Below are 19,156 nucleotides of genomic sequence, written 5' to 3' on the forward strand. Positions count from 1 at the left end.
ATAATAATGATGAGGAAAATCAAAACTCAAGCATTGTACTGGAATTTTGTTTTGCCATTAAATGATTTAGCGAAATTATTCACATCTAGCATAAAAATTGCCCCACGGATGGGGCAACTTTTATTCATAAACACGATAAGTTAGCCAATCGTAATTTGATGATTATTTAACAGCTCTGCAAGCGTTACATTCGAAGTTTGATGTTCTAAGACCAAAAGATCCTGATAATTTGAACCATTTGCTTCACCATCACGATCTACTTTCACGGTTGCAGATTCAGTTGCTGCATCATAGTCAACCTTAATGAATTTTTCGACTTGTGAAAGATGAGATGATGTCAAATCACTATCACTAAGCAAATCATTAAAGAATTCTGATGAGAATTGAATCGTTTCGGCATTGCTATCTGTTGCGGTAGAACCAAAACCGAAATCTGTCCAATGATCAATACCATGCCCCGCTTTGGCATCACTCGCATCTAGCACATTATAAATCAATGTATCGTGACCCTGACCCGTCGTAATGGTATCGTTACCCGCTTTGGCCACAATCACATCATCCGAACTGGTTTCAGCTACGCTGAAGCTTCTCGCTGATAATGGATTTACTCCAGATTGGGTATGAACATTTTCACTCACCAGCAAAGTGACAGCCGTACCCGATACGGTACTGATGTATGTCACATAACCATTATTGGTTGCACTTTGTGTCCAGCCTAAACCAAGTTCAACAGTATCCTCAGCAGTACCATTGATCTTCAAGGTATGTGCCGCATCAGTCATGGTCAATACATGTGATGCTGTCAGGTTAGTGATATTATTTGCTCCATTTACAGACAAATCCAGCACTTCAACATTCTTCAGATTTGCTGCCAAAGTAGCACCTGATACAGTTTCACCAGAACGGAGCTGAATCGTATCTGTACCTGCTCCAGCATTAATACTACTTGCTGTATATAGCAAGGTATCATTACCTGTTGTAGCCTTTTGGGCCGTCATATTTACAGTAATGTTCGTAAAAACATGAGCAGATTCACTATTTCCAGCACCACTTTCAACTGTCCATGCTTCTACCCCGATTTGTGTACCTGCAGTCGCTGAATCCTGATCAGTTAAAGCTGCTTTCGCCTGTTTAAAGCCTAACTTATCTATATTGCTTTGGGTTAAACCTGTAATGGTATAAGTCGTACTTGATCCAGTTCCACTTACTGTAATTTGACTAGATGAAATCTGTACACCATCGATATAAAAAGAGGCATATTGACCCAGACCTGTGAGTTTAATGGTCATAGTTTCAGTACTGCTGTCATTTGCAACTTCTGAAACTTTTGGATCATGCATCGATGCATTCAGGGTAAGTGGAATAATCTCATTTTCTTTACCGAAAGTTTGAGTCGGTTTGATATCAACGCCATTGGCTAAGGCATTAACCACCAAATCTCCAATGTCTTTGGTTTCAGTTAAAGGAGATAAGCTACTTTCACCAGAAGTTACAACCAACTGTAAGTTTCCAACAGTACCACTCCAGTGTATCGGCGGTAATATCGCAACATAAGCTGGTAGTCCACCACTTTCTGAGAGTACCCAAGTGTTGGTTGTGCCATCACCACCTGCATTACTTGCAAGCGTTGCGGATGCCGCATCATTTCCGACATAAACCAAGAAGCCATTTGGAACATCAGATAGCAAAATTGCACCATAAGACTCTGAACCATCTGAATCGTTCAAACTCACGCTTAGTCCACCTGCACCAGTCAGCTCAATTGCATTGGCTTTAGTTGCCAGTTTTGACTCATTACCAATAAAGTTTTGTGAAACAACATTTACACCATTATTGATCAGTTGAACTTCCACAGAACCCTTGACACTGACTGCTTTAACATCTGCACCGTCTTCTTGTACTTTTGCATAAGCAGTAAATGATACATTACCTGGTACAGTTTTCTCACCATTTGGCATGGTATACGTTAAGCCTACTGTTCCGCCATTTTCATCAATGTCAATGACGTAGAACTCACCATCAGTTGTACCATCACCATCAATATCTACACTTTGTAAAACAAGTGGTGTTGTACTACCCGTGATGTATAGCTGACCACCTTCCATGGCATCGGTTGTATCAGCAGCATTGACTTGCACATACATTTTACCATCGACAACCTTACCAAAACTTCCATCGGCAGGGTCGAGTGTAATAGAACTTGTGATTGCTGTCGCACCTTCACCCACCATACTATCTCCAGACATGGTGAATATCGGATTATCCGTCACAGGAGCGATTGGAATCGTCATGTCTTGAATCGGAATCGTTGCCTCTTCGGTAGCGCCACCCAAGACCGAAGTCGTAAGTGTCGCAACGAAATGGAACTGTCCAGATTGACCATTATCATTCCAGTCTGCTGGTGGCGTGATCACAATACTGTCTAACAGATTTTGCAAAGCAGCTTCGGCTTCGGCATCAGTGGCATTCGGATCTACCGTAACACTTGCTGTCCATACTGGGGTATCAGGGTTACCATCATTATTTGTATCGATCATGGTTTGTACCATACCATTGACGATTGTACCTGCTGGTAAATCTTTCAAGGTGACAGTAAACAATTTGCTTGCCGAATTATCCTGAATGGTAATGGCTTGATCTACCACATCGCTTAATTTAAATGGTGTATCTTCCGTAGCAGATGCACCATTATATTGCCATTGGTCAATAAGCGGTGCTTTACTGCCTGGAGCCTCAGCAAAATCTGTATTTAGATACCATGTCACTGAATCAGATTTGATGTCTGTTATAGCAGTCAAATCAGACCCTAGATCTTGTGTCTGTACAGTTATCTTAATCGGATGGTCTGTTAAGCCATCCGCGTCGGAACCAATCTTGAAAGTGACTGGTACATCAATACCACCCTGTGCGTTGATTGAAGGTGCATTATTTGCCTGATAGACCAGTACCCATGTACCAGCACCTATCTGTTGAACATTTGCACCTTGTACAGTTACACCCTCTGGCACATTTTCGATCAAGATACGAACCACGTGTTCACTGCCATCATGGTCAATCGAAGCGACGTTCAGATTAACGGTCACAGTATCCGTTGCAGTCAATGTTGCGGTATCTGGATTAGCATCATCATTTGCATCTTGATCTGATGATGAAGTGGTATTGCTTATTCCAGAAATACCAGTAACAGATAACTCAACAGCATCGGTAACTGCACTCGCCGTTAATTTTAATTCTCCATCTTTAACCACCGTGTCCGCTGGTGCGGTTTGCACCGAACCATAATGATTATCGGTCACTTCATATTTGTAAGTGAAGAAGCCCTGATCACCATCAAGCTGATCACCACCTTTAGCTGCAAGGGTTTGACCTTGTTCAGCAGTCAGTTTATAGTAAGTCTTCCCATCAATCATTTCAGTTGGTAAGCCTGCATTACTTAAAAGAACAGCCGATGTGCCAGTACCCAGATATAAAGTATAGTTTGCTCCTGCCGCCTGATTCTGTGCAATCCAAACATGTCCCAAAGTTTCGTCATTGTCACCATTTACATGAACAATGCCAAAATTCAGGGTCGTAATTTCATCTTCAACCAGTGTCGCACTGGTCGTTGCTTCTGCTTCGGCAGAAGGTGTCACTGTGAAATTAACGTCAGTTAATACACCAGTTTTGGAATCACCATCATTTTCAGTAGAAACGCCTGCAACTTTGAAATTCACATTGCCACTGTAATTCTCTGGTACTGTGATAAATACATTATTTAAATCTGTTGGTTTAATCACCCAGACACGTTCTTCACCTGTGCCAGTGACCAAAACAGTGGCTGGTCCACCCAGATTGAAATCTTTGGCTAAGCCAGTGATACGAAGGGTAAAGCTTTCTGAGCCATCTGTATTATCAATCGATGAAACATTTTCAATCAAATTAGAGAGTGACACTTTATGCTGGGCAGTACCATCCAGATTAGCTTCAGTGGTTGTATAAGACTGTACACCAGGCTGATTACTGTCATAATCTTTTAAGGTAATTGTCGGTGTATCTGCTACACCATAAACTGTAACAGGTATAGAGAGCGGACTAGATGAAGCAGATGTGACGTTACCATCCGTCGCCGTCGCAGTAACACTTAAGGTAAAGTTTACATTGCTGTTAAAAGGTGGAGTAATCGTCAGTGGCGTAGATGTACTAAAGTTAGAGATCGTGACTGAACCGTTAGTAATCGTTTGTTCTACGCCGCCATAGATAATTTTTGCACCAGCAGGAATATCTGAAATGGCGATATTAAAGGTTTCTGATGGATCAGAACTTCTTGGCGTAATAGACAGTGGGATTGGCGTATCTTCCAAACCAATCGCACGACCATTTAATGACAAGGTATTAATACCATCAGCAACAGGTTCGATGATAATATTTTCTAACCAAGCTTCACCTGATACTGCTGTCGTTGGTGTACCCGTCCCTTCATTGTCATCATCATAGTCTACTGTATAAGCTTCAACTTTGATTTTAAAGGTACCCGATACATTTTCAGGAGCCAAGAACTGTAATGTTGACAATGCACTAACAGGTACATCAATTGGTGTGCCTGTATAAGTTGCAGTATAGTCAACACCAGAAACTGTCCATTTGAATTGTGATCCGATGACTGTCGCATAGCTATCCCCTGAAACTAACTCAGGAGTTAAATGTGCATAAGTCAGTTCATCTGCGTCCTGATTCGTCCAGCCATTGGCAAGGTTAAATCCACTCTCAGTACCCAGTGTATACCATGTGTCTTCTGCACCTGCTGTCGTGTAAGTGTGACCACCTGTCATGGTCAGGTCAGCTGTACCATCTTTATCAGAATCACCTGAACCAGGAAGATTACCCCCGATTTCAGCAACAGGATTTACAGTGACTTTTATTGGCAAAGTTTTAGTCTGGGTATCTGTATCCGAACCATTGGTATCAGTTGATGTTACACTTACTTGAATGGTTGCATCTTGACTACTGTGTGCTGGCGGCAAAATTGTGAAACCATCCAATATAGCTTCACGGTCTGCTTCAGTCACATTGCTGTTAAAAGTGATGGTATATGGAGAGCTGCTCGAACCATCTCCACTAATACTCCATTCTCCGTTATTGGTTGGAGCAGTCACGACCCAACTTGTCGGAATTTCAAATGCGACTTGTGTAATGACTTCTGTACCAGTAGTCGTATCCGTCACTCTTACATTTTGCAGGAAAGCAACTGCTGTGTCTTCATTGGTAGAAACATCACCTGCTGCGACATCACCTGCTACTGGCGTAACTTGTAGATTTAAATAAACACTGTCAGTACTTTTAGTTCCAGTAGTCGGCCCATTACCTACACCATCACTATCTTGGTCCTGCGCATGTAGCGTGATCTGGATATTGTTAATGTCACCACTAAAGTCTTTTGGTGGTGTCACTGTAATCGATGGTAAGCTTGGTGAAACGCCATTGTAATTATTTGGAATGTCTATTCGATAGCCATTCAACGATTCTGTTGCAGTAATGGTGTGAGGCTGTCCACTTACAGTTAAGGTTGCACCTTCTGGTAACCCCGTAATGGTCATCCAGCGTTGCTCACTACCATCGGTGTCGGCAATCGAATTACCATCGCCACCAGTCGCCAATGTCACTTGCAACAAATTAGTCAAATTAAGTGCAGTATCTTCCGCAATCTCTTTAATCACAGGTGTCGTACTGCTTGTATCAACAAAACTAGTGCCATCTGAAATTTTCAGATCGATACCGTCCGTAACCGCCCGAACATTGACCACGACTGTTGCAGTACTGGTTTCACCGTTAACACCAGAAACTTTAGCACCGTTATCGTCAACTTCATAACTGGTTACACTTACCGTTACGGTAAAATTGGCATGACTTTCCGCAGGTGGTAAAACCTTTAATGCTTCAAACTGAGCAGACGTCATCTCCAAAGCATTTGCTGGTCTGGTTTCATCAGTCGGATGATTAACATCGGTTAACCAAATGGAGATATTGCCGCCATTCGATGTGAATAATGTAGCATCAGTACCAGATAAGAGCGCTGCGCCAGCAGGAATACCGCTTAAAGTAATCACGCCTAGACGTTCTGGGCTATCACCCGTTGTTGTATTGATATTTTGATCAATAGCATCGATTACACGTGGTGCTTTCAGACCCAATATAACAGCCGTATCTTCATTCGTAGTCACATTTGCTAGTGTTACATTACCACCCACACCCGTTGTTCCGGCTAAATTTGGTGCATCTGCGACTGGATTTACATTTACAGTCACATTGGTTGTTGTGGTTTGCCCACTGTCATCAGTAACTAGTACTTTAAATGTATCGGGACTGGTCGAAGAGCTTCCATCATAGTTACTATAGTTATCGGCAGGTTTATAAGTAATTCGACCAGCCTCATCTACAGTCACAGTGCCATGTGCAACACTGAAACTTTTGCTTCCATTACCGTTATCTGTTCCAGCAATGGTATTACCATTCGCATCCTGAATGGTAATATTCTCAAGTCGTGAATCAGCTGAGGTGGTGAACGGACCATAACTATGATCCTCATCCATCGTGATCACAATCTCAGTTTTTGGTGCATCATCAATCACTTGAACAACGAAACTACCAGATGCCGTATCGCCATCACCATCTTTGGCAATAAAGTCAAAATTCAGATTCAATGGTGTAGTATGACTTGGATGGTTTAATGAACCCAATAGTTCAAAGGTATATTTGCCTGTAGTCGTATCCAAAGTGACTTTGAACACATCACTGCCGCCACGCTTGGCTGTCAGTACGTTACCTGCCTCATTAATACTAAAGCTTATACCGCTATTACCTGTACTATCTAGCACTGCCTTTAAAGCAGTTTGATTTGCAGCAAAGCTTAAACCGCCGCCATTACCTGACCCGTCCTGACCATAACTCACACTCAAATTGCCTTCTGCGGTGAGTAACGATGTGTTTGGTTCACTTCCTGTCGCTAGACCTTTTTCATCTACAGAAGTTACTGCTGGCGCAGAACCAATTGATGGCCCATCATCCTTAAAGATAAAACGATCACCTACCGCAACAGGATCACTGGTGACCGCATCACCATCACCATCTGTAGCAGTTGCAGTTAGGGTAATTAAACCTGCATTGCTGATAGAAAGACTTTCATCATAAGAAGAACCGCCCACGGGATGTTTAAGTGCTTTTGATTGAGTTAAGATAACAGCACCCGTGGTCGGAGCAATGGAGATACGAAATACCACATCGCCTGATTCACTACCCGCACGTCCTTCAATCTGATTACCTACTTTATACAGCAAGACATTTTGGCCACTGGTGGTATCTAATCCGCTATCCACACCTTTGGAACTAATGTTAAGTGTATAAATCAACGCATTACTTGTAGCTTGACCATCCGCACCATACACAGGGGTGAATACATCTTTGACAAAATTAGCATCTGTTGCAGAAACAGAACCTGAGCCAAAATTAGTTTCATCAACAGTTATACGACCAACTTTTGCATCGTTCTCACTGATTTTAGGTTTATCGTCAACAATGCTAATGGTTACGGTATTGGTGACCTTATTACCATATTGGTCTACAGCAGTGTAAGTGAAGCTATTGGTTTCATTGCCTGCTAAATCTTTGGTTGCTGAAGTTAAAGTAAAGCTATAAGTACCATCTGAATTGACGGTATACGTTCCATTTGCTGTAGTGCCTGTTTTTGCTTGTGCTGTCCAACCCGTCTGTAGATTCAAATCACCATTAATAATATTGCTAGAACTACTCGCATCTGTTCCCGCAGGCTGAGTACCATTGGCATCGATCCCATCCTCACGTACGCTACCCACTGTAGTTAATGGATTGGCTGTAACGTCCTGCACATTAATGGTAAGGGTAGATGTTTTTAAGTCACCATCAGCATCACACACTGTATAAGTAAATACATCCTGTGCATTGGCTGTTATTTTGTTTGGATCCGCTTGATAGCTATAACTACCATTGGCATTTAATGTAAGCGTACCATAATCACCTGTGATGCTTGTTCCTACTCCAGTACTCGAAGTTGTACCTGTATTGCCTTTAGCAACACCGACTACACCACCACCAATAGCCCAACCATCTGCACCTGACTGGTCGCTAGAAAGTACACCACTGGCTGCATCTTTGGTCAAAAGCGCGCCTTCTGTAACACTTCCTGTATCCGCTACGGTGATTGGTGCATCATCAACAATATTGATGACCAAATTCCCTGCTGTTGCACTATCTCCATCAGCATCCTTGATTTCAACAGCGAAAGTAGCTGTTGTATTATCGCCACTCGTTTTTGCAGGCAAGGTATAACTATAATAAATCGTACCCGTTCCAGTTGCTGCATTGTATTCATAACGCGCAGTTAGACCATCTGAAAAGGTCTGATTCGTGGTAGTTAAAGTATGTCCACCCAGCTTAATGGCATCACTGGCTGCCAGACCGTCTGGAGAGGTAAAGCTAATTGTGCCACTGGTGGTTTCTTTATTGGTTGAAGCTTCTGTACCACCATCATTTAAACCAGATTCATAGACTGTCGTTGTTGCACCACCAGCCGTTGGTATTGTACTGGTCGGGGTTGCATCAGCAATGTTGATTGTCAATTGTGCTGTTGATGTGTCGTTATCGCCATCCGTTAAAGTATAAGTAAATACGTCAATTACACCACCAGCTGAACCTGCATTACGTGCATAACTATAACTACCATCAGAATGGATCGTTAATGTGCCATATTTACCAACAACCGGATAGTTACCAACTGGATCAATCGTGACATATAACCCATTAGCAGTATCTGCTTTTACTGTAGTTACTCGTGCGCCATCTGCACCTTTCGTGTCAGTACTGACCACATTACCAGTAACTACTGCCAAACTACCTACAGGAATGCTATTGCTATCATTCACAGCAGTCGGAACATCATCAATCACTTGTACAACCAGACTACCTGTTGTGGTTACCCCTCCTGCATCTGTGACACTCAGTGGAATGCCACTCAGAAGTAAACCATCATTTCCAACAACGCTATGTGTCTGGGCGTTGTTCAAAGTATAGGTATAACTCAAACTACCTGAAGTTGGGATACCACCTACACTGCTATTTGCCGTAAAACCATTTAGAACGATGGTTCCACCAACGACGTTGATCGCTGCCGATGGGTTGCTGCTACTCAGTGATTGTAATTGTGAAAGGCTAAAGGTCTGTCCGCCTATGTTAATACTGCTTAAGCCATCTCCTGCATTGATCTGAATCGTTCCACTGGCAGATTCGCTCGCTGCACTTGCATTGCTACCTGTACTTAGACCACTTTCATACACTGTAATCTGACCACCAACACTGCTACCGTTCTGATCGTTCGGTGTAATGCTTGGTAGGCCATCGGTATGTCCGTTAATGGTGATGGTTAATGTCGTGGTACTCCAGTCCCCATCTGCATCTTTAATGGTGTAGCTAAATGTTTCTGTGAGCTTGCCTCCATCTTTTAATGCATTCACGGTTGCGTTATTTGGGTCAACGGTATAGCTGTAACTACCATCGCTATTGAGTATCAGTGTGCCGTAGTCACCTGCAAGTCCTGTTCCACCAACATTATCTGTTTGTTCTGTTGTTGAGCTTCCTTTGCTGACTCCTGTCACTTGTGTTGCATCTGCACCTAAACGGTCAGCAACATCTGCACTATTGCTACTACCACCTGTGATCACGTTTCCTTCAAGTGCTGTACCGTCTTCTGTCACTGTGCCTGTGTCAGCTTTCGCTTCTGGGGCAGTATCTGTAATGAGAATGACCAGATCAGTCGCTACTGAGCTTTCATCGGTATTGTCTGTCACTATAATTGGGAAACTATCACTTACGCTGCTATCACCACCGCTGTGGTTTTTGCTGGTGCCACTTTGTTGGTAGCTATAACTGACTTTGCCTGTTACTGGATCATAGTCGGTAAGGGTCAGTGTTCCTTGTGTACCTATGATTGTTTTTGGTGTGGTCGGGGATAGACCCAAGAGTTCGCTGGTCAGAATGGTCGTGACACCAATCGTGATAGATTTCAGTCCATCTGCTGCGTTGACGGTAAACTCGCCTTGTACTGGGGTCGTTGCATTTTCGGCAATGCTGTTCGCACCAAGCGCTGATCCATTATGATCAGTGATAACCACGTTAGGTGCGCCATCGGTATGTCCGTTAATGGTGATGGTAATGGTCGCTGTCGATTTATCTCCATCTCCATCGGTAATGGTGTAACTAAATACGTCTTGGAGGCTTTGGTTATCTTTAAGGGCATTTACATCCGTATTGTTATTATTTAATTGGTAGGTGTAACTACCGTCAGCACGGAGAATTAATGTTCCGTATTCTCCATTCACTGCTGTATTCAATGCGCCATTTGCTACGTGTTCACCTGACGCAACTGTTCCAGCCTGTACTCCACTGACGTTAGCTTTGTCTGCGCCTTGGGTATCAGCTGTATCTCCACTAGATACGCCTCCTGTCAGTACGTTGCCACTGACTGGATTAGGTACGCTGTCTTCTGTAATGCTATTCGTGTCAGGCTTCGCAACAGGTGCGTCATCTATAATCGTAATCGTTACGGTATTCGTTGTACTATTGCCCTGAGCATCCTTAGTTGTATAGCTAAACGTATCCTCAACATTATCGCCATTTGATGGTTTAGTCAGTGTGTATGTGTAATGACCATCTTCATCAATGCTGAACGTCCCATATTGAGTCGAACCATTAGTAACGGGTACTGCTTTGACCTCGGATGGTAGGTTCACTGTATCTGTTACGGTATGACCAGTACCCGCAGTTGAACCACCCGCAAGACCACTTTCATTGACAGTATTGCTAATTGGGGCTGGTGTTAGATTGACATTTGCCACATTAATCGTAAGCGTTGAGTGAGTTAAATCACCATCCGCATCACGTACCGTATAAGTAAATACATCCTGTGCATCAGCTGTTACTGCATCAGCGGTTGATACATAGGTATAACTGCCATCGGCATTTAAAGTGATATAGCCATATTGGCCATCTATCCTGCCTCCAACGCCACCAGCGCTGTTCGTTGCAGTATCACCCGATACCACACCAACCACTGCACCAGTATTCACCCAACCATCTGCGCCAGCAGTATCATTTGTTAATACACCGTCAGCAGCAAGTACGCTCAGCACACCACCTTCACTAAGGCTACCAGTATCTGCCACAGCAGTCGGAACATCATCAATCACTTGTACAACCAGACTACCTGTTGTGGTTACCCCTCCTGCATCTGTGACACTCAGTGGAATGCCACTCAGAAGTAAACCATCATTTCCAACAACGCTATGTGTCTGGGCGTTGTTCAAAGTATAGGTATAACTCAAACTACCTGAAGTTGGGATACCACCTACACTGCTATTTGCCGTAAAACCATTTAGAACGATGGTTCCACCAACGACGTTGATCGCTGCCGATGGGTTGCTGCTACTCAGTGATTGTAATTGTGAAAGGCTAAAGGTCTGTCCGCCTATGTTAATACTGCTTAAGCCATCTCCTGCATTGATCTGAATCGTTCCACTGGCAGATTCGCTCGCTGCACTTGCATTGCTACCTGTACTTAGACCACTTTCATACACTGTAATCTGACCACCAACACTGCTACCGTTCTGATCGTTCGGTGTAATGCTTGGTAGGCCATCGGTATGTCCGTTAATGGTGATGGTTAATGTCGTGGTACTCCAGTCCCCATCTGCATCTTTAATGGTGTAGCTAAATGTTTCTGTGAGCTTGCCTCCATCTTTTAATGCATTCACGGTTGCGTTATTTGGGTCAACGGTATAGCTGTAACTACCATCGCTATTGAGTATCAGTGTGCCGTAGTCACCTGCAAGTCCTGTTCCACCAACATTATCTGTTTGTTCTGTTGTTGAGCTTCCTTTGCTGACTCCTGTCACTTGTGTTGCATCTGCACCTAAACTGTCAGCAACATCTGTGCTGTTGCTACTGCCACCTGTGATCACGTTTCCTTCAAGTGCTGCACCGTCTTCTGTCACTGTGCCTGTGTCAGCTTTGGCTTCTGGGGCGGTATCTGTGATGAGAATGACCAGATTCGTCGCTGCTGAGCTTTCATCGGCATTGTCTGTCACTATAATTGGGAAACTATCACTTACGCTGCTATCACCACCGCTGTGGTTTTTGCTGGTGCCACTTTGTTGGTAGCTATAACTGACTTTGCCTGTTACTGGATCATAGTCGGTAAGGGTCAGTGTTCCTTGTGTACCTATGATTGTTTTTGGTGTGGTCGGGGATAGACCCAAGAGTTCGCTGGTCAGAATGGTCGTGACACCAATCGTGATAGATTTCAGTCCATCTGCTGCGTTGACGGTAAACTCGCCTTGTACTGGGGTCGTTGCATTTTCGGCAATGCTGTTCGCACCAAGCGCTGATCCATTATGATCAGTGATAACCACGTTAGGTGCGCCATCGGTATGTCCGTTAATGGTGATGGTAATGGTCGCTGTCGATTTATCTCCATCTCCATCGGTAATGGTGTAACTAAATACGTCTTGGAGGCTTTGGTTATCTTTAAGGGCATTTACATCCGTATTGTTATTATTTAATTGGTAGGTGTAACTACCGTCAGCACGGAGAATTAATGTTCCGTATTCTCCATTCACTGCTGTATTCAATGCGCCATTTGCTACGTGTTCACCTGACGCAACTGTTCCAGCCTGTACTCCACTGACGTTAGCTTTGTCTGCGCCTTGGGTATCAGCTGTATCTCCACTAGATACGCCTCCTGTCAGTACGTTGCCACTGACTGGATTAGGTACGCTGTCTTCTGTAATGCTATTCGTGTCAGGCTTCGCAACAGGTGCGTCATCTATAATCGTAATCGTTACGGTATTCGTTGTACTATTGCCCTGAGCATCCTTAGTTGTATAGCTAAACGTATCCTCAACATTATCGCCATTTGATGGTTTAGTCAGTGTGTATGTGTAATGACCATCTTCATCAATGCTGAACGTCCCATATTGAGTCGAACCATTAGTAACGGGTACTGCTTTGACCTCGGATGGTAGGTTCACTGTATCTGTTACGGTATGACCAGTACCCGCAGTTGAACCACCCGCAAGACCACTTTCATTGACAGTATTGCTAATTGGGGCTGGTGTTAGATTGACATTTGCCACATTAATCGTAAGCGTTGAATGAGTTAAATCACCATCCGCATCACGTACCGTATAAGTAAATACATCCTGTGCATCAGCTGTTACTGCATCAGCGGTTGATACATAGGTATAACTGCCATCGGCATTTAAAGTGATATAGCCATATTGGCCATCTATCCTGCCTCCAACGCCACCAGCGCTGTTCGTTGCAGTATCACCCGATACCACACCAACCACTGCACCAGTATTCACCCAACCATCTGCGCCAGCAGTATCATTTGTTAATACACCGTCAGCAGCAAGTACGCTCAGCACACCACCTTCACTAAGGCTACCAGTATCTGCCACAGCAGTCGGAACATCATCAATCACTTGTACAACCAGACTACCTGTTGTGGTTACCCCTCCTGCATCTGTGACACTCAGTGGAATGCCACTCAGAAGTAAACCATCATTTCCAACAACGCTATGTGTCTGGGCGTTGTTCAAAGTATAGGTATAACTCAAACTACCTGAAGTTGGGATACCACCTACACTGCTATTTGCCGTAAAACCATTTAGAACGATGGTTCCACCAACGACGTTGATCGCTGCCGATGGGTTGCTGCTACTCAGTGATTGTAATTGTGAAAGGCTAAAGGTCTGTCCGCCTATGTTAATACTGCTTAAGCCATCTCCTGCATTGATCTGAATCGTTCCACTGGCAGATTCGCTCGCTGCACTTGCATTGCTACCTGTACTTAGACCACTTTCATACACTGTAATCTGACCACCAACACTGCTACCGTTCTGATCGTTCGGTGTAATGCTTGGTAGGCCATCGGTATGTCCGTTAATGGTGATGGTAATGGTCGCTGTCGATTTATCTCCATCTCCATCGGTAATGGTGTAGCTAAATGTTTCTGTGAGCTTGCCTCCATCTTTTAATGCATTCACGGTTGCGTTATTTGGGTCAACGGTATAGCTGTAACTACCATCGCTATTGAGTATCAGTGTGCCGTAGTCACCTGCAAGTCCTGTTCCACCAACATTATCTGTTTGTTCTGTTGTTGAGCTTCCTTTGCTGACTCCTGTCACTTGTGTTGCATCTGCACCTAAACGGTCAGCAACATCTGCACTATTGCTACTACCACCTGTGATCACGTTTCCTTCAAGTGCTGTACCGTCTTCTGTCACTGTGCCTGTGTCAGCTTTCGCTTCTGGGGCAGTATCTGTAATGAGAATGACCAGATCAGTCGCTACTGAGCTTTCATCGGTATTGTCTGTCACTATAATTGGGAAACTATCACTTACGCTGCTATCACCACCGCTGTGGTTTTTGCTGGTGCCACTTTGTTGGTAGCTATAACTGACTTTGCCTGTTACTGGATCATAGTCGGTAAGGGTCAGTGTTCCTTGTGTACCTATGATTGTTTTTGGTGTGGTCGGGGATAGACCCAAGAGTTCGCTGGTCAGAATGGTCGTGACACCAATCGTGATAGATTTCAGTCCATCTGCTGCGTTGACGGTAAACTCGCCTTGTACTGGGGTCGTTGCATTTTCGGCAATGCTGTTCGCACCAAGCGCTGATCCATTATGATCAGTGATAACCACGTTAGGTGCGCCATCGGTATGTCCGTTAATGGTGATGGTAATGGTCGCTGTCGATTTATCTCCATCTCCATCGGTAATGGTGTAACTAAATACGTCTTGGAGGCTTTGGTTATCTTTAAGGGCATTTACATCCGTATTGTTATTATTTAATTGGTAGGTGTAACTACCGTCAGCACGGAGAATTAATGTTCCGTATTCTCCATTCACTGCTGTATTCAATGCGCCATTTGCTACGTGTTCACCTGACGCAACTGTTCCAGCCTGTACTCCACTGACGTTAGCTTTGTCTGCGCCTTGGGTATCAGCTGTATCTCCACTAGATACGCCTCCTGTCAGTACGTTGCCACTGACTGGATTAGGTACGCTGTCTTCTGTAATGCTATTCGTGTCAGGCTTCGCAACAGGTGCGTCATCTATAATCGTAATCGTTACGGTATTCGTTGTACTATTGCCCTGAGCATCCTTAGTTGTATAGCTAAACGTATCCTCAACATTATCGCCATTTGATGGTTTAGTCAGTGTGTATGTGTAATGACCATCTTCATCAATGCTGAACGTCCCATATTGAGTCGAACCATTAGTAACGGGTACTGCTTTGACCTCGGATGGTAGGTTCACTGTATCTGTTACGGTATGACCAGTACCCGCAGTTGAACCACCCGCAAGACCACTTTCATTGACAGTATTGCTAATTGGGGCTGGTGTTAGATTGACATTTGCCACATTAATCGTAAGCGTTGAGTGAGTTAAATCACCATCCGCATCACGTACCGTATAAGTAAATACATCCTGTGCATCAGCTGTTACTGCATCAGCGGTTGATACATAGGTATAACTGCCATCGGCATTTAAAGTGATATAGCCATATTGGCCATCTATCCTGCCTCCAACGCCACCAGCGCTGTTCGTTGCAGTATCACCCGATACCACACCAACCACTGCACCAGTATTCACCCAACCATCTGCGCCAGCAGTATCATTTGTTAATACACCGTCAGCAGCAAGTACGCTCAGCACACCACCTTCACTAAGGCTACCAGTATCTGCCACAGCAGTCGGAACATCATCAATCACTTGTACAACCAGACTACCTGTTGTGGTTACCCCTCCTGCATCTGTGACACTCAGTGGAATGCCACTCAGAAGTAAACCATCATTTCCAACAACGCTATGTGTCTGGGCGTTGTTCAAAGTATAGGTATAACTCAAACTACCTGAAGTTGGGATACCACCTACACTGCTATTTGCCGTAAAACCATTTAGAACGATGGTTCCACCAACGACGTTGATCGCTGCCGATGGGTTGCTGCTACTCAGTGATTGTAATTGTGAAAGGCTAAAGGTCTGTCCGCCTATGTTAATACTGCTTAAGCCATCTCCTGCATTGATCTGAATCGTTCCACTGGCAGATTCGCTCGCTGCACTTGCATTGCTACCTGTACTTAGACCACTTTCATACACTGTAATCTGACCACCAACACTGCTACCGTTCTGATCGTTCGGTGTAATGCTTGGTAGGCCATCGGTATGTCCGTTAATGGTGATGGTTAATGTCGTGGTACTCCAGTCCCCATCTGCATCTTTAATGGTGTAGCTAAATGTTTCTGTGAGCTTGCCTCCATCTTTTAATGCATTCACGGTTGCGTTATTTGGGTCAACGGTATAGCTGTAACTACCATCGCTATTGAGTATCAGTGTGCCGTAGTCACCTGCAAGTCCTGTTCCACCAACATTATCTGTTTGTTCTGTTGTTGAGCTTCCTTTGCTGACTCCTGTCACTTGTGTTGCATCTGCACCTAAACTGTCAGCAACATCTGTGCTGTTGCTACTGCCACCTGTGATCACGTTTCCTTCAAGTGCTGCACCGTCTTCTGTCACTGTGCCTGTGTCAGCTTTGGCTTCTGGGGCGGTATCTGTGATGAGAATGACCAGATTCGTCGCTGCTGAGCTTTCATCGGCATTGTCTGTCACTATAATTGGGAAACTATCACTTACGCTGCTATCACCACCGCTGTGGTTTTTGCTGGTGCCACTTTGTTGGTAGCTATAACTGACTTTGCCTGTTACTGGATCATAGTCGGTAAGGGTCAGTGTTCCTTGTGTACCTATGATTGTTTTTGGTGTGGTCGGGGATAGACCCAAGAGTTCGCTGGTCAGAATGGTCGTGACACCAATCGTGATAGATTTCAGTCCATCTGCTGCGTTGACGGTAAACTCGCCTTGTACTGGGGTCGTTGCATTTTCGGCAATGCTGTTCGCACCAAGCGCTGATCCATTATGATCAGTGATAACCACGTTAGGTGCGCCATCGGTATGTCCGTTAATGGTGATGGTAATGGTCGCTGTCGATTTATCTCCATCTCCATCGGTAATGGTGTAACTAAATACGTCTTGGAGGCTTTGGTTATCTTTAAGGGCATTTACATCCGTATTGTTATTATTTAATTGGTAGGTGTAACTACCGTCAGCACGGAGAATTAATGTTCCGTATTCTCCATTCACTGCTGTATTCAATGCGCCATTTGCTACGTGTTCACCTGACGCAACTGTTCCAGCCTGTACTCCACTGACGTTAGCTTTGTCTGCGCCTTGGGTATCAGCTGTATCTCCACTAGATACGCCTCCTGTCAGTACGTTGCCACTGACTGGATTAGGTACGCTGTCTTCTGTAATGCTATTCGTGTCAGGCTTCGCAACAGGTGCGTCATCTATAATCGTAATCGTTACGGTATTCGTTGTACTATTGCCCTGAGCATCCTTAGTTGTATAGCTAAACGTATCCTCAACATTATCGCCATTTGATGGTTTAGTCAGTGTGTATGTGTAATGACCATCTTCATCAATGCTGAACGTCCCATATTGAGTCGAACCATTAGTAACGGGTACTGCTTTGACCTCGGATGGTAGGTTCACTGTATCTGCTCTGTACACGACAAAAATAGATAACTCATTGAAATAATGTCATAATAATTGTTTTCTAACGACGAATACTATGACACATCTCAATGAGTTATATCTTATCTTAAACAAATCTCTAAAATGGAACAAGTCACATTTAAAGTGCTTTGCGCTCATCATGCTTGTGATTATTTTAAAGCAAACATGTAATCTTTCTTCTGCATCTAAAGCCTTGCCCATCAAGTGCTTACCACAATCATTTTATCGACGTATGCAGCGCTTCTTTGCAGGTCAGTATTTTGATTATCGTCAAATTTCTCGGTTGATTTTCAATATGTTTTCATTCGACCAAGTGCAACTGACTTTAGATAGAACCAATTGGAAATGGGGAAAACGAAATATTAATATCCTGATGCTTGCGATCGTTTATCGTGGAATAGCGATACCTATCGTTTGGACATTGCTTAATAAACGTGGAAATTCAGATACGAAAGAGCGGATTGCTTTGATTCAACGCTTTATATCCATTTTTGGTAAAGACCGTATTGTGAATGTGTTCGCAGACAGAGAGTTTATCGGTGAGCAGTGGTTTACATGGTTAATTGAACAAGACATCAACTTCTGCATTCGTGTTAAAAAAACTTCATTGTCACCAATCATTTAGGGAAGAATCATAAAATTAGTGATTTATTTCGCCATCTTCAACTTGGTCAAATTGAATGTCGTAAACGACGGATTTTGGTTGGTCGGGTGAAACTATATATGAGTGCACTACAGTTAGAAAATGGAGAGCTTTTACTCGTCGTTTCTCCTCAGTTTAATGCCAATGCTATTCAGGATTATGCATTACGCTGGGAAATTGAAACCTTATTCAGTTGTCTCAAAGGACGAGGATTCAATCTTGAAAATACGCGCTTGACAGACGCTAGACGAGTGAAAAAATTGATTGCGGTGTTAGCTATAAGCTTCTGTTGGTGTTACTTAACGGGTGAATGGCAACATGATCAAAAAAAAGCGATAAAAATAAAGAAGCATGGACGACTCTCAATGAGTTTATTTCGCTATGGTTTAGACTATGTTCAAATGGCGATTCAGCGTTTAATTGGTTTTGGGAAAAAAGAAGAGTTTAAGGAAATTTTGGCAATTTTAAGAAGGCAGAATCCTGATAGGATAAGGGTTCTGTGAAATTTGTCGTGTACAGAGAAATATGTTATGACCGATTTAGGGTACTACGGATTAGAGCAAGATGGCTTTAAATTATTGATGCCAATAAAGAAAAAGAAGAATTTACCCTTATTTGATGTTGAGAAAAAGTACAATAAAATGATTGGAAAAATACGAGTTGTGATCGAACATATTAATAGTCAATTGAAAACATTTAGAATATTAAGTGAACGCTATCGAAATAGACGGAAAAGATTCGGTTTACGCATTAACTTAATCGCTGCACTGGTAAATCGGATGAACTTGCAATAACGACTTTCGCAAGAGGT

General features: G+C 43.6%; 1 protein-coding gene and 2 pseudogenes. 2 read left to right on the forward strand and 1 reads right to left on the reverse strand.

The window, feature by feature from the left end:
* Window positions 1-140 precede the first annotated feature (140 nt).
* Window positions 141-17,678: pseudogene (locus AC4CU3_RS08345) on the reverse strand (cadherin-like domain-containing protein); the annotation flags it as partial.
* Window positions 17,679-17,757: 79 nt separating this feature from the next.
* Between AC4CU3_RS08345 and AC4CU3_RS08350 the strand changes: the two are divergent.
* Both AC4CU3_RS08350 and AC4CU3_RS08355 read left to right on the forward strand, forming a co-directional pair.
* Window positions 17,758-18,848, forward strand: a protein-coding gene (locus AC4CU3_RS08350; RefSeq protein ID WP_490738091.1) for an IS4 family transposase whose coding sequence is annotated in 2 segments (ribosomal slippage) — window positions 17,758-18,298 and window positions 18,298-18,848 — 1,092 coding nt in all. Because the reading frame shifts where the segments join, the coding sequence is not laid out codon by codon here.
* Window positions 18,849-18,866: 18 nt separating this feature from the next.
* A pseudogene (locus tag AC4CU3_RS08355) lies at window positions 18,867-19,139 on the forward strand (transposase family protein); the annotation flags it as partial.
* Window positions 19,140-19,156 lie beyond the last annotated feature (17 nt).

It is taken from the genome of Acinetobacter sp. 802_lipA, assembly GCF_058242885.1.